The organism is Burkholderia territorii (assembly GCF_902833055.1).
Taxonomy (GTDB): Bacteria; Pseudomonadota; Gammaproteobacteria; order Burkholderiales; family Burkholderiaceae; genus Burkholderia; species Burkholderia territorii.
Genome location: NZ_CADFEJ010000003.1, coordinates 201616 through 214427 on the forward strand (window position 1 = coordinate 201616; position 12812 = coordinate 214427).

Genomic DNA, 12812 nt, shown 5'->3' on the forward strand with positions numbered 1-12812 from the left:
TGCGATGGATACGTTACAAAACATGCGGGTATTCGTCCGCGTGGTCGACGCGGGGAGCTTCACCGCGGCGGCCCAGCAGATGAATTCGACGACCGCCTATGCGTCGCGCGCCGTCTCGGATCTCGAGGCACACCTGCGCACGCGCCTCCTGAACCGGACGACACGCCGGATCGCGCTGACCGAAGCAGGCGAGCGCTACCTGCAGCGCTGCGAGCAGATCCTCGCGTACGTCGACCAGGCCGAAGCCGAAGCGGGCGACGCGCACGCGCGCCCGTCGGGCAAGCTGAAGGTCCATTGCTTCACGAGCCTCGGCCAGCATTACCTGGTGCCGGCCATTGCGCGCTATCGGCAGCGCTATCCGGACGTGCACGTCGAATTGACGCTCGCGCAGCGGATGCCCGACCTGCTCGACGAGGGATACGACGTCGCGATCGTCGTCGGCCGCGACTTGCCCGATTCGGGGCTCGTGTCGCAGCGGCTCGGCGAGAGCTACAGCGTCGTGTGCGCGTCGCCCGGCTATGTCGACGCGCACGGCGTGCCACGCACGCCCGCGGATCTCGAGCAGCACGTCTGTCTCGGGATGGTCGCGCCGGGCTTTCACTTCGACGAGTGGTCGCTGTCGGGCCCGCACGGCGACGAGGTGATTCCGATCACGGCGCCGCCGTTCCGCGTGAATGTCGCCGAGGCGCTCGCGGTCGCGGTGCGGGAAGGAATGGGGATCGGCGGGTTGCCGCTCTATTCGGCGATCGGCGGGCTGCGCAGCGGACACATCGTGCGCGTGATGCCCGAATACCGGTCGCACGTGATGAACATCTACGCGCTGTATCCGTCGCGGCAGTACCTCGACGCGAAAATTCGCACCTGGGTCGATTTTTTGCGCGACGAGTTGCCGGCCACCCTCGAAGCGGACGAAGCCGCGCTCGCGCAGTTCACGGCTGCGACATGACCGCGCAGTCGAGGCCGATCTGACGAGATTTGTCCTTCGCGCAACATTTTTTTACCCTCGGACGGCGGACAGTTTGATACTGTTCAAATCATAGAGATTTGGATCTGCCCATACCCGGAGTCGCAATGGATACGCAACTGATGATCGGCCTTGGAATTCTTCTTGGTGCGGCTGCTGCCGCCGCGGCGACGCGCGATCTGCTGCGCGCGATGAAGGCACGGATGAAGCCGGTACCGGTGCGGGTGCGCCCGTCATCGAACGGATCGCGCCGCGCCGATCGCTGATCGGGCGGCTTTTCCGGATCGGGCAGGGCCGCATCATGCGGCCCGGCGGGCCGGCAATCAGCCGAGTTCGACCACTCTGTCCCACGCAAACGCGGGATTTTCCAGTTCGCCGGTGCGCCGGTGGATATAGCCGCGCGGGTTGCACACCACGCGCGTACCGCTGTCGGTCACGTAATCGAATGAAGTGTGCGTATGGCCGTGGATCCACAGGTCCACGGGCGGCCGCACGAGTTCGGCCATGTCCGTGACGAACCCGGCCGATGCCAGGTCTTCCGCGTAACGCTCGGCCAGCGAGCGCAGGTGCGGGGCATGATGGGTGACGACGATCGTGCAGCCGTCGAACGGCGTCGCGAGCCGTGCCTCGAGCCACGCGCGGCCTTGCCGGTGCAGCGCGATCGCGTCGGCCGGCGTGAAATCCCGCTCCGCCGCCTCCGTCCCATGCAGTGCCGCGTCGTGCGGCCACGTCACCTGAATCAAGCCCTTGAAGTCGAGCATCACGCGCAGGCCAGCGTCGATCGCGCGTGCGACGCTCGCATCGTCGGCGCCGAACAGCGAGAAGTCCGACCACAGCGTCGTACCCAGCACGCGAAAGCGCCGCGCCGGATCGACGTACACGCCGTTGTTCAGGTAATGCACGTGGTCGATCGCCTGCGCGGCGTCACGCATCGCGGTCTCGAGCGCGCCGAATTCCCCGTCGTAGTACTCGTGGTTACCCGGCACGTAGACCACCGGCACATCGGCGGCGAACGTTTCGGCGGCCCAGCGCAGGCCTTCCGCGTGATTGTGGATGTCACCGGCCAGCACGACCAGGTCCGCGTCGGCATGCGGGATCGTGTCGGGCTGGTTGCTTTCGAGATGCAGGTCGGACAGGACGCGTACTCTCATGGACATCGCTCCGGGGTGCGTGGCTTCAGCGCAGGACCTTGCCGGGATTCATCAGCCCGCGCGGATCGAGCGCGGTCTTCAGCGTGCGCATGAGCGCCGTTTCGACCGGCGACTTGTAGCGCTGCGCGTCGTCGATCTTCAACTGGCCGATCCCGTGTTCCGCGCTGATCGTGCCGTGGTGACGATGCACGTTGTCGTAGACGATGCGGTTGATCGGCTTCTGGAACGCCGCAAGGAACGCCTTCGGGTCGCCGCCTTCGGGCGTCTGCACGTTGTAGTGCAGGTTGCCGTCGCCGAGATGGCCGAAGGTGACCATCCGCGCGCCGGGCGCCGCCTGCTGGATGGCCGCATCGGTTTCGTCGATGAAGCGCGCGATCGACGAAATCGGCACCGCGATGTCGTGCTTGATGTTGAGCCCTTCGTCGGCCTGCGCGAGCGGGATGTGTTCGCGCAGGTCCCAGAATGCGCGCGACTGCGCGAGATTCTCCGCAACCACCGCGTCGACCACGAGCCCGGCGTCGAACGCTTCCTCCATCAATTTCTCGAACAGCGCGCGCGCATGCGTTTCGCTCTCGTTGTCCGACAGTTCGAGCAGCACCGTCTGTGCATGCGTGCGCTCGAACGGATAGCGCAGTTGCGGATAGTGCTTGCCGACGAGCTGCATGCAGAAGTCGGACATCAGCTCGAAGCCGGTCAGCAGCGGGCCGGCCGCGCGTTGCGCGAGCGCGAGGAAGTCGAGCGCCGCGTGCGGCGACTCGAGCGCGGCCAGCGCGGTGACCTGCGCGGCCGGCAGCGGGTGCAGCTTCATCACGGCGGCCGTGATGATCCCGAGCGTGCCCTCCGCGCCGATGAACAGGTCGCGAAGATCGTAGCCCGTGTTGTCCTTGCGCAGGCCGCGCAGGCCGTCCCAGATCTCGCCCTGCGGCGTCACGACCTCGAGCCCGAGGCACAGCTCGCGCGCGTTGCCGTAGCGCAGCACCGCGGTGCCGCCCGCGTTGGTCGACAGGTTGCCGCCGATCGTGCAGCTGCCTTCGGCGGCGAGGCTCAGCGCGAACAGCCGGCCGCCTTCGCGGGCGCGCGCCTGCACGTCGGCGAGGATCACGCCGGCTTCGACGGTGATCGTGTTGTTGTGCGGATCGAGCGCGCGCACGCGGTTCAGGCGCGCGAGGCTCAGCACGGCCTGGCCGCCGCTCGCGTCCGGCGTTGCACCACCGGCGAGGCCGGTGTTGCCGCCCTGCGGGACGAGCGCGACGCCATGCGTGTTCGCGAGCCGGACGAGCGCGGCGACTTCGGCGGTATCGGCCGGTTTCAGCACCGCGCACGCGCTACCCGTGTAGCGGCGGCGCCAATCGGTCAGGAACGGCTCGGTGTCATGCGGATCGGTCAGCACGTAGGCGCTGCCGATCGCGTCGCGGCAGGCGGATACGAAGGCTTCGGAAGAATTCATCACGTTCGGTCGCGTAAGGGTCAGGACGCGGCGCGCTGCCGCTTCGCCGCGCGCTTGAACGGCGCGACGTACGCAAGCGCCGCCACGAAGAAGCCGACGGCGAGCGCGGTCTCGCACCAGCCGAGCGTCGCGGACAGCCCGCGGTCGGACATGCCGCGCACGATGCCTTCGGCGAAATAGACGAGGATCAGCATGCTCGCCCACTGCATCGTATAGATGTTACGCCGCCAGACGCCGGGCAGCGCGAGCGCGAGCGGCACGGCCTTGAGCATCAGCGCCGAGCCGCCCGGGCGCAGCGGCGCGAGCCACAGCTCCCACGCGAGCGACAGCGCGATCAGCGCGACGAGGCACGCGGCCGCGGCGAGCGCGTAGCGCGGCCGGGCAGCGACGGCGGGGCGGGCGGGCGCGTTCATGCGGCTTCGGCAGCCTGGGCGGCTGACAGCGCCGCTGCCGCGCGGGCGAGTCGCACGCCGAGCGCGGCCGCGAGCACCTTTTCGTCGGCCGACAGCCCTTCGGGCGCGCTGCGATCGTGTTGCGACACGTGCGATGCGCCGTACGGCGTACCGCCGGTGCGCGTCGTGCTGAGCGCGGATTCCGTGTACGGGATCCCGACGATCATCATCCCGTGATGCAGCAGCGGCAGCATCATCGACAGCAGCGTCGATTCCTGGCCGCCGTGCAGGCTGCCGGTCGACGTGAACACGCAGGCCGGCTTGCCGGTCAGCGCGCCCGACAGCCATTGCGGGGTCGTGCCGTCGAGGAAATACTTGAGCGAGGCGGCCATGTTGCCGAAGCGGGTCGGCGAGCCGAGCGCGAGGCCCGCGCACTCCTCGAGATCGCGCAGCTCCGCGTACGGCGGCCCGTCGTCGGGGATCTCGGGCGCGGTGGCTTCGCAGACCGTCGAGACGGGCGGCACGGTGCGGATGCGGGCCTGCATGCCGGGCACGCTGTCGATGCCGTTCGCGATCGCGAGCGCGAGATCGCGCGTGGCGCCGTGACGGCTGTAATAGAGGACGAGAATGTCTTTCATGGGCGACGGAGCCGCGTGCGGCCGCGCGCATGCCCGGTGCAGTCGGCCCCTGCTGGATCGAGCGGCTATTATAGGGGCTGAAGTCGTCGCGCAGCGCGGCGGCGGCGCGCCGTCGCGCGCGCGATCGAGAAGGAGAAGCCGTTTGCCGAAGTTGAGCGTCGATCTCGACACCCTCAAGCGCCTCGCGCAGTTCGCGGCCCGGCGCAGCGCCGAGGATCGCATCCCGCAAGTGGCGGGCAGCCTCACGTTCACGACGATGCTGGCACTCGTGCCGCTCGTGACGGTCGCGTTCGCGCTGTTCACCGCGTTCCCGATGTTCGCGTCGTTCCAGATCTCGCTGCAGGGGTTCCTCGCGGATCACCTGATGCCCGCCCAGTTCAACGTCCAGATCTTCAAGTACCTGAACCAGTTCGCGTCGAAGGCCAAGGGGCTGACGACGGCCGGCCTGATCGTGCTCGTCGTCACGTCGGTGATGACGATGATGACGATCGAATCCGCATTCAACCTGATCTGGCGGGTGCGAAAGCCGCGGCCGTTCGCGCAGCGCGTGCTCGCGTACTGGGCGCTGATTACGCTCGGCCCGTTGCTGTTCGGCGTGAGCCTGTCGATCTCGTCGTATCTGTTTACGCAGTCGCTGGCGTTCACCGGCGCCGCACCGTCGACGTCGATCGTCGAATGGCTGCTCGCGTTCGCGTCGCTGCCGCTGACGGTGCTCGCCTTCACGCTGCTGTACGTGTACCTGCCGAACTGCACGGTCGCATGGCGCGACGCGGTGATCGGCGGGCTGTTCGCGGCCATCGCGTTCGAGCTCGCGAAGCGGGGCTTCGGCTATTACGTGCGGCGCATTCCGACTTATACGGCCGTCTATGGCGCGTTCGCGGCGCTGCCGGTGTTCCTGTTGTGGGTGTACCTGAGCTGGTTCATCGCGCTGCTCGGCGCGATGGTGGCGTCCGCGCTGCCGGCGATCCGTGTCGGCCAGTTCCACCGCATCCATTATCCGGGCAGCGACCTGCTCGACGCGCTCGAATTGCTCGCGCGGCTGGCCGAGGCGCGCGCGGCCGGCAAGGCAGGCTACACGGCGATGCGGCTCGCGACCATGTTGCGCTGCGACATGGAAACCGCGCAGCGGCTGCTGCTGACGATGGAGGAGCGCGAATGGATCGCGCGGCTGGAAAGCGGCGAACCCGCGCCGCGCTACATTCTGCTGGCGAATCCTGAGCAACTGACGCTGGCGCAGCTGTTCGACGTGCTGGTGATCGACCGCACCGAGCTGACCTACCAGCTGCAGCGACGCCGCAGCCACGTCGAAGGCGCGGCGTTGCTCGAGGTGCTGTCGAACGACCGGTTCGACGTATCGCTTGCGTCGCTGATCGCCGCGAACCGGCTCGCCGGTGAGCAGCCTGAAGAGACCGTGCCGGGGCCCGTGCCGGGCGGCGCGCGCGACCCGCACGCGCGGCCGCCGAAAACGGCGTGACGCGCTGCCGGGCGGGCGTTACAACGGGATCTTCCCGGTGCAGATGTCCTTGAACATCACCCAGTCGCCCATCAGGCTGTAGATCGGGTGCCGGAACGTGGCGGGGCGGTTCTTCTCGAAGAAGAAGTGTCCGACCCACGCGAATCCGTAGCCGCAGACGAGCGCCGCCGGCAGCCACGCCCAGTGGCCCGTCGCGATCGCCATCGCGACGCAGCCGATCACGCCGAGCGAGCCGATGAAGTGCAGCCGCCGCGACGTGAGGTTCTGGTGTTCGTTCAGGTAGTACGGGTAGAAATCGGCGAAGCTCGCGAATTGCTCCGTATGCGTGTGCGCCATGGCCGTCTCCTCGGGCCGCTGTCGATGGAATCATTGTGCGGCGGGCGGGCGGCGTCCGCAAGCGGCACGCGCCCGCGCCGGGGGCGCGCTTTCCTTTTGACAGGCTTTCCGATAGGATCGAAAGCGGATTTGCATTCAAGCATGAGGGGACTACGATGCGCGTCAGCGATATTCTGAAAGTGAAGGGCAACACGCTGTTTACGGTGACGCCCGATAAGCCGCTGCGCGAAGCGGTCGATACGATGGCCGAACACGATATCGGTTCGCTCGTCGTGATGGAGTACGGCGATCTCGTCGGGATGTTGACGTTCCGCGAGATTATCCTGCGCCTGCACGTAAACGGCGGCGCAATCGGCGACGTGCAGGTGCGCAAGGTGATGGACGAGCCGCTCACGTGCACGCCGGAAACGGATGTCAACGAAGTGCGCCGGATGATGCTCGAGCGCCACGCGCGCTACATGCCGGTGCTCGACAAGAAGGTGCTGATGGGCGTGATCTCGTTCTACGACGTCGCGAAGACGGTCGTCGAGGCGCAAAGCTTCGAGAACCGGATGCTGAAAGCGTACATCCGCGACTGGCCGGAATCGGAAGCCGAAGCGCAGAAGCCGTGAATCCGGTCGCGCCCGGTGCCATGACGCGCGGGCGCTGCCACTCGGCGCACGGCGGCGCAGGTTCAGCCTGCGTCGCCGTTTTTTCGACAACAACACAAGGCCCGCGCAGCTTCGCCCAGACGACGCGCGCGTATTCCGCATGAGCGATCACACGCAAGTCTCTTCCGCATCGCGTGGCGAACGGCGCGCCCACGCGTCGCAGTTCGACCTGTTGCGCCAGCGCCGTTTCGCGCCGTTCTTCACGACCCAGTTCCTCGGGGCGTTGAACGACAACGTGTTCAAGATCGGGTTCACGTCGCTCGTCACGTATCACACCGCGCGTTTCTCCGGCGTCGACGCGAAGACGGCCGCGTTCCTGATTTCCGCGATCTTCATCCTGCCGTTCGTGCTGTTCTCGGCCACCTCCGGCCAGATCGCAGACAAATACGACAAGGCGACGCTCACGCGCTTCGTGAAGACCTTCGAGATCGTGCTGATGCTGGTCGGCGCGGCCGGTTTCGTCACGCACAGCGCGACGCTGCTGTATCTGTGCACGTTCATGATGGGAATGCACTCGACGCTGTTCGGCCCCGTCAAGTATTCGTACCTGCCGCAGCATCTCGGCGACCACGAACTGGTCGGCGGCAACGGCCTCGTCGAGATGGGCACGTTCATCGCGATCCTGATCGGGACGATCATCGGCGGCGCGGCCGCGGGCATCGAAGGCAGCGGTGAGCGCGTGCTCGCCGTCAGCGTCGTCGTCATTGCGCTCGCCGGGCGGCTCGTCGCGCAGCGCGTGCCGCCGACGCCGGCGCCGCAGCCCGATCTCGTGATCAACTGGAACCCGTTCAGCGAGACCTGGCGCAACCTCGGGCTCGCGCGACAGAATCGCACCGTGTTCCTGAGCCTGCTCGGCATCTCGTGGCTGTGGTTCGTCGGTGCGACGTTCCTCACGTCGTTCTTCAATTTCGCGAAGGACGTGCTGTCCGCAAGCCCCGACGTCGTCACGGTCCTGCTCGCGACGTTCTCGGTCGGGATCGGCCTCGGCTCGCTGTTGTGCGAGCGGCTGTCGCAGCGGCGTGTCGAGATCGGCCTCGTGCCGCTGGGCTCGATCGGCATCAGCGTGTTCGCGATCGAACTGTATTTCGCGAGCCGCGCGCTGCCGTCGCCCGGGCATCTGCTGTCGGTCGGCGAGTTCCTGGCCGGCGCGCGCCACTGGCGCATCCTGGCCGACCTGTTCCTGCTCGCGATGTTCGGCGGTTTCTACAGCGTGCCGCTGTATGCGCTGATCCAGAGCCGCAGCGCGCCGACCCATCGCGCGCGGATCATCGCCGCGAACAACATCCTGAACGCGCTGTTCATGATCCTGTCGGCCCTGATGGCGATGGCGCTGACCAAGGCCGGCGTCGACATCCCGGGTCTGTTCCTCGTCACCGCGCTGCTGAACGTCGTGGTCGCGACGTACATCTACCTGCTCGTTCCGGAGTTCCTGCTGCGTTTCGTCGCGTGGGTGCTGGTGCACACGTTCTACCGGATTCGCCTCGTGCACGCGGAGCGGATCCCGGAAGAGGGCGCGGCCGTGCTCGTATGCAACCACGTGAGCTACGTCGACGCGCTGGTGCTGGCGGCCGCGAGCCCGCGGCCGATCCGGTTCGTGATGGATCACCGGATCTTCAAGACGCGCTTCGCGAGCTGGGTGTTCCGGCATGCGAAGGCGATTCCGATCGCGCCGCGCCACGAAGATCCCGACATGCTCGCGCGCGCGTACGACGCATGCGAGGCCGCGCTGAAAGACGGTGAACTCGTGTGCATCTTCCCCGAAGGCAAGCTGACCAAGACGGGTGACATCAACACGTTCCACCACGGCATCACCGAAATCCTGGGCCGTACGCCGGCGCCCGTGATTCCGATGGCGCTGCGCGGGCTGTGGGGCAGCTACTTCTCTCGCCATGCCGATGCGCGCATGCCGCGACCGATCAAGCGCGGCGTGATGAGCCGGCTGACGCTCGCGGTCGGGGAGCCGATCCCGGCGTCGGTCGCGACGCCAGAAGCATTGCAAGCCGCGGTGACCGAGCTGCGCGGCGCGCGAAAGTGAGCAGGAGCGGGCCCCGGCACCATCGCGCCGGGCCGTGACGACGGCGGCGAACCGGCCTGTTCGGCCGCCACGGCGCGGGCCGACGATCGTTGCGCCGGGCCGTCCGCGTGGCGGGCCCGTGTGGTCTGAACGGTTCACACGGCCCGCGGGCACGGGACGGCTGGCATAATAGCGGTTTACTTCTTTTTCTCGACCGGCAAACGATCGGCCTGCCAGCGGTCCCGGCAGCGCATCGGTTTGTTCAATTCTCTTTGGGCGGTTCCATCATGTCCGGCAATACCCTCGGCACGCTTTTCACTGTCACGACCTTCGGCGAATCGCACGGTCCCGCGATCGGCTGCGTGATCGACGGCTGCCCGCCGGGAATGACGCTGACCGAAGCCGACATCCAGGTCGAACTCGACCGCCGCAAGCCGGGCACGTCGCGGCACGTGACGCAGCGCCAGGAAGCCGACGAGGTCGAGATCCTGTCCGGCGTGTTCGAAGGCGTGACGACCGGTACGCCGATCGCGCTGCTGATCCGCAACACCGACCAGCGCAGCAAGGACTACGGCAACATCGTCGAGACGTTCCGCCCCGGCCATGCCGACTACACGTACTGGCAGAAATACGGCATCCGCGACTACCGCGGCGGCGGCCGCTCGTCCGCGCGCCTGACCGCGCCGATCGTCGGCGCGGGCGCGGTTGCGAAGAAGTGGCTGCGCGAGCGCTTCGGCGTCGAGGTGCGCGGCTACATGAGCGGCCTCGGCGAGATCGACGTGCCGTTCGTCGACTGGTCGCACGTTCGCGAGAACCCGTTCTTCTCGCCGAACGCGGCGATCGTTCCGGAACTGGAAGCCTACATGGACGCGCTGCGCAAGGACGGCGATTCGATCGGCGCGCGCATCGACGTCGTTGCGTCGGGCGTGCCGGTCGGCTGGGGCGAGCCGGTGTTCGACCGGCTCGACGCGGACATCGCGAAGGCGATGATGAGCATCAATGCGGTGAAGGGCGTCGAGATCGGCGCGGGCTTCGACAGCGTCGCGCAGCGGGGCTCGGTGCACGGCGACGAACTGACGCCGGCCGGCTTCGTCGGCAACCACGCGGGCGGCGTGCTCGGCGGCATCTCGACGGGGCAGGACATTACCGTGTCGATCGCGATCAAGCCGACGTCGAGCATTCGCACGCCACGGCGTTCGATCACGAAGTCCGGCGAAGAGGCGACGGTCGAAACCTTCGGGCGCCACGACCCGTGCGTCGGCATTCGCGCGACGCCGATCGCCGAGTCGATGCTCGCGCTGGTGCTGATCGACCATGCGCTGCGCCATCGCGCGCAGTGCGGCGACGTCGAGACGCCGACGCCGAAGATCGCGGGTAGCGCGACTTGATGCGAGCGGGCCGGCACGCGCCGGCTCGACCGATTCGACACGAAGCGGGGCGCCTGGTGCGCCCCGTTTTCATTGGGCTGCCGAATTCGGCGGCGCGGCCGATTCGCGCACCCGCAACTCCGGCAGGATCGCGCAACCGGGCCCGCGTGCTCCGTGCTCGAGGGCGTCGAGCAATGCGCGGGCCGCCTTGCGGCCTATCGCATCGGTGTCGACCCACATCGTTGTGAGTGCGGGACGGATTTCGCGAGCCAGCGCGATATCGTCGAAGCCGGTGATCGACAAGTCCGACGGTACCTCGAGGCCGATTGCCTGCGCTTCGAGCAGCGCGCCGAGCGCGAGTGCGTCGTTGCCGCAGATCACGGCGGTCGGGCGCGTCGCGCCGCTGTCGGCGATCGCACGCAGGCTCGCTCGCCCGAACGCAATCGTGGCCGGGCCCTCATGCTGGTGGATCGGCCGGACCGCGAGCCCGCGCGCGGCGAGCGTGTCGTGGATGCCGCGCAGGCGGGCCTGCACACGGTCGTTGTCTGCGGAAGGCTGCATGATGATCGCGAAATCGCGATGGCCGAGCTCGAGCAGGTGCGTGGTCAGTCGCGCGAATGCCGCGCGGTTGTCGAAGCCGATGCAGCAATGCGGGCTGTCGTCGCGGTAGGCGTACGTGACGACGTACGGCACCCGATGCAGGTCGAGCAGTTCGAAGACTTCCGGCGGATGAGCCTCGCCGACCAGCGACACGGCTTCGACGCCGCGCGACAGCATCGCGCGCACCTGCGCGAGCGCCTGTGCCGGGTCGTAATTCGAGCAACCCAGGAACAGGGTGATGCCATGCTCGGCCATGACGGCCTGCATGCCCGCTACTTGCGACGCGAACACCTGGTCGTCGAGCGTCGGGATGATCGCGCCCGTGATGTGGGTGCGTGTGGACGCGAGTGCCCGGCCGGCCGCGTTCGGAATCCAGTTCAGTGCGCGTGCCGCGTCGCGCACGCGCTGCTGCACGTCGGCCGAGACCTTGCCGGGATCGTTGTAGACACGCGAAACGGTCGCGGTCGACACGCCGGCGAGTTTCGCGACATCCCCGAGCACCGATCGGCCGCTGCCGCGGCGTGCGCGCGCCGTACCGCCACCAGGTGGAGGCATGCTCATCGATCTTCCCCCGGCGCGGCTGCCCCGCAGGCGCCGCGCGTGGTCAAAAACGCCATCGTTTACCCTCGATTCACCGTAGTCCCGCTTGCATTGGGCATCGTGCCTGTGCGAATGTAAGCGCTATCTTGTTGCTACTCCGCATTATGTCAGACCCAGCTTACGTCCGCATTGTGAAATTTTCGTCGACGATGATCGCGTCGACTATTTTGTCCGTTGAAAATGTAAGCGATTACATTGAATGATGAGCCACGCAAACCCTCGTCGGATCGCAGTCGTCGGCAGCCTCAACGTCGATCTCGTCACGCATGCCCCGCGGCTGCCCGTGCCCGGAGAAACGCTGCTCGGCACGAAATTCCAGACGGTTCACGGCGGCAAGGGCGCGAACCAGGCCGTGGCCGCGGCCCGTCTCGGTGCATCGGTGACGATGATCGGCTGCGTCGGAGGCGACGCGTTCGGCGCGCGCCTGCACGATGCGCTTGTGGGCGAACGCATCGACGTGACGCACGTGCACCGAATCGACGGTGAGGCAACCGGCGTGGCGACGATTACGGTCGATGCGCACGGGGCCAACAGCATCGTCGTCGTACCCGGCGCCAACGCGCGTCTCGATGCCGAATTGGTCGACCGGGCGCGCGACGCGATCGCCGGCGCGGCGCTGCTGGTGTGCCAGCTCGAGGTGCCGATCGAGACGGTCGCGCGCGCGATCGGCAGTGCGCTCGCGCATCGCACGCCGGTGCTGCTCAATCCGGCGCCTGCACGGCCGCTGTTCGACGCCTTGCTGGCCCGGATCGACTACCTCGTCGTCAACGAAACGGAAGCGGAGTCGCTGACCGGCATTGCCGTCGGCGACGATGCCTCCGCGGTTCGCGCCGCCGAGGCGTTGCGCGCGAAGGGCGTCGGCAACGTGCTGGTCACGCTGGGCGCGCGCGGCGTCTGCTGGCGCGGCAGCGCAGGCAACGGCCGCCATCGGGCAATGGCGGTGGTCGCCGTCGACACGACAGCGGCCGGCGACACCTTCGTCGGCGGCTTCGCGGCGGCCCGGGCGAGCGGCGCATCGATGGACGACGCGATCGCGTTCGGCCAGCGTGCCGCCGCGATCAGCGTCACGCGTCACGGCGCACAGACGTCGATTCCGACGCGCGCAGAAGTGGAAAGCATAACCGTATAGATTCCGCGAGACGGAAAGCGCCGGCAAGCACCGGCCCATGACATGGAGAC

The 12812-nt window shown here is 67.6% G+C and carries 13 protein-coding genes; 7 read left to right on the forward strand and 6 right to left on the reverse strand.

Annotated features, from left to right (window positions below; all coding sequences use genetic code 11):
- The first annotated feature begins 4 nt into the window (after positions 1-4).
- Both HW466_RS08175 and HW466_RS08180 read left to right on the forward strand, forming a co-directional pair.
- On the forward strand, positions 5-946 hold the full coding sequence (locus tag HW466_RS08175; protein WP_059448294.1) for a LysR family transcriptional regulator: 942 nt from the start codon (positions 5-7) through the stop codon (positions 944-946).
- A 125-nt stretch (positions 947-1071) separates the two neighbouring features.
- Positions 1072-1230 (forward strand): hypothetical protein, encoded by a 159-nt coding sequence (locus tag HW466_RS08180; RefSeq protein ID WP_167357986.1) that lies wholly within the window; start codon positions 1072-1074, stop codon positions 1228-1230.
- A gap of 57 nt (positions 1231-1287) precedes the next feature.
- Here HW466_RS08180 and HW466_RS08185 read toward each other — a convergent pair whose 3' ends face one another.
- Genes HW466_RS08185 through wrbA form a run of 4 tightly spaced genes read right to left on the reverse strand, consistent with a single transcriptional unit; the run spans position 1288 to position 4592 of the window.
- Positions 1288-2115 carry a metallophosphoesterase gene (locus HW466_RS08185; RefSeq protein WP_059868394.1) on the reverse strand — a complete coding sequence of 276 codons (828 nt, stop codon included), beginning with the start codon at positions 2113-2115 and terminating at the stop codon, positions 1288-1290.
- Between the two features lie 25 nt (positions 2116-2140).
- Positions 2141-3562 carry an FAD-binding oxidoreductase gene (locus tag HW466_RS08190; RefSeq protein ID WP_059769427.1) on the reverse strand — a complete coding sequence of 474 codons (1422 nt, stop codon included), beginning with the start codon at positions 3560-3562 and terminating at the stop codon, positions 2141-2143.
- 20 nt (positions 3563-3582) lie between these two features.
- Complete coding sequence (locus HW466_RS08195) at positions 3583-3975, reverse strand: DUF2069 domain-containing protein (protein ID WP_059545112.1); 393 nt, start codon at positions 3973-3975, stop codon at positions 3583-3585.
- Positions 3972-4592: an NAD(P)H:quinone oxidoreductase gene (gene wrbA, locus HW466_RS08200; RefSeq protein ID WP_059448298.1), complete on the reverse strand. Its 621-nt coding sequence runs from the start codon at positions 4590-4592 to the stop codon at positions 3972-3974. The genes HW466_RS08195 and wrbA overlap by 4 nt, the downstream gene beginning before the upstream one ends.
- A gap of 142 nt (positions 4593-4734) precedes the next feature.
- On the opposite strand from wrbA, the gene HW466_RS08205 reads away from it, so the two are divergent.
- On the forward strand, positions 4735-6066 hold the full coding sequence (locus HW466_RS08205; RefSeq protein ID WP_151005411.1) for a YihY family inner membrane protein: 1332 nt from the start codon (positions 4735-4737) through the stop codon (positions 6064-6066).
- An 18-nt stretch (positions 6067-6084) separates the two neighbouring features.
- On the opposite strand, the gene HW466_RS08210 is transcribed toward HW466_RS08205, so the two are convergent.
- A complete protein-coding gene (locus HW466_RS08210; protein ID WP_059448300.1) occupies positions 6085-6402 on the reverse strand; it encodes an Mpo1-like protein in 318 nt (105 codons plus the stop codon).
- A 155-nt stretch (positions 6403-6557) separates the two neighbouring features.
- Here HW466_RS08210 and HW466_RS08215 point away from each other — a divergent pair, with 155 nt between their 5' ends.
- The 3 genes from HW466_RS08215 to aroC all read left to right on the forward strand — a co-directional run bounded on the left by HW466_RS08215 (position 6558) and on the right by aroC (position 10454).
- On the forward strand, positions 6558-7013 hold the full coding sequence (locus tag HW466_RS08215; RefSeq protein WP_044846066.1) for a CBS domain-containing protein: 456 nt from the start codon (positions 6558-6560) through the stop codon (positions 7011-7013).
- Positions 7014-7152: 139 nt separating this feature from the next.
- Positions 7153-9087, forward strand: a complete 1935-nt coding sequence (locus tag HW466_RS08220; protein ID WP_059545108.1) for an MFS transporter — start codon at positions 7153-7155, stop codon at positions 9085-9087.
- Positions 9088-9353: 266 nt separating this feature from the next.
- Entirely contained in the window at positions 9354-10454 is a 1101-nt protein-coding gene (gene aroC / locus HW466_RS08225; protein ID WP_059448302.1) for a chorismate synthase, read from the forward strand.
- A 69-nt stretch (positions 10455-10523) separates the two neighbouring features.
- Here aroC and HW466_RS08230 read toward each other — a convergent pair whose 3' ends face one another.
- Positions 10524-11594 (reverse strand): LacI family DNA-binding transcriptional regulator, encoded by a 1071-nt coding sequence (locus HW466_RS08230; protein ID WP_059503082.1) that lies wholly within the window; start codon positions 11592-11594, stop codon positions 10524-10526.
- 241 nt (positions 11595-11835) lie between these two features.
- Between HW466_RS08230 and rbsK the strand changes: the two genes are divergently transcribed.
- Positions 11836-12762 (forward strand): ribokinase, encoded by a 927-nt coding sequence (gene rbsK / locus HW466_RS08235; RefSeq protein ID WP_420908197.1) that lies wholly within the window; start codon positions 11836-11838, stop codon positions 12760-12762.
- Positions 12763-12812 lie beyond the last annotated feature (50 nt).

What these genes read in the sequence shown, in the direction of transcription:
- HW466_RS08175 (WP_059448294.1), top strand. Translation starts at nt 5, where the DNA reads ATGGATACGTTACAAAACATGCGGGTATTCGTCCGCGTGGTCGACGCG.
- HW466_RS08180 (WP_167357986.1), top strand. Translation starts at nt 1,072, where the DNA reads ATGGATACGCAACTGATGATCGGCCTTGGAATTCTTCTTGGTGCGGCT.
- HW466_RS08185 (WP_059868394.1), bottom strand. Translation starts at nt 2,115, where the DNA reads ATGAGAGTACGCGTCCTGTCCGACCTGCATCTCGAAAGCAACCAGCCC.
- HW466_RS08190 (WP_059769427.1), bottom strand. Translation starts at nt 3,562, where the DNA reads ATGAATTCTTCCGAAGCCTTCGTATCCGCCTGCCGCGACGCGATCGGC.
- HW466_RS08195 (WP_059545112.1), bottom strand. Translation starts at nt 3,975, where the DNA reads ATGAACGCGCCCGCCCGCCCCGCCGTCGCTGCCCGGCCGCGCTACGCG.
- wrbA (WP_059448298.1), bottom strand. Translation starts at nt 4,592, where the DNA reads ATGAAAGACATTCTCGTCCTCTATTACAGCCGTCACGGCGCCACGCGC.
- HW466_RS08210 (WP_059448300.1), bottom strand. Translation starts at nt 6,402, where the DNA reads ATGGCGCACACGCATACGGAGCAATTCGCGAGCTTCGCCGATTTCTAC.
- HW466_RS08215 (WP_044846066.1), top strand. Translation starts at nt 6,558, where the DNA reads ATGCGCGTCAGCGATATTCTGAAAGTGAAGGGCAACACGCTGTTTACG.
- HW466_RS08220 (WP_059545108.1), top strand. Translation starts at nt 7,153, where the DNA reads ATGAGCGATCACACGCAAGTCTCTTCCGCATCGCGTGGCGAACGGCGC.
- aroC (WP_059448302.1), top strand. Translation starts at nt 9,354, where the DNA reads ATGTCCGGCAATACCCTCGGCACGCTTTTCACTGTCACGACCTTCGGC.
- HW466_RS08230 (WP_059503082.1), bottom strand. Translation starts at nt 11,594, where the DNA reads ATGAGCATGCCTCCACCTGGTGGCGGTACGGCGCGCGCACGCCGCGGC.
- rbsK (WP_420908197.1), top strand. Translation starts at nt 11,836, where the DNA reads ATGAGCCACGCAAACCCTCGTCGGATCGCAGTCGTCGGCAGCCTCAAC.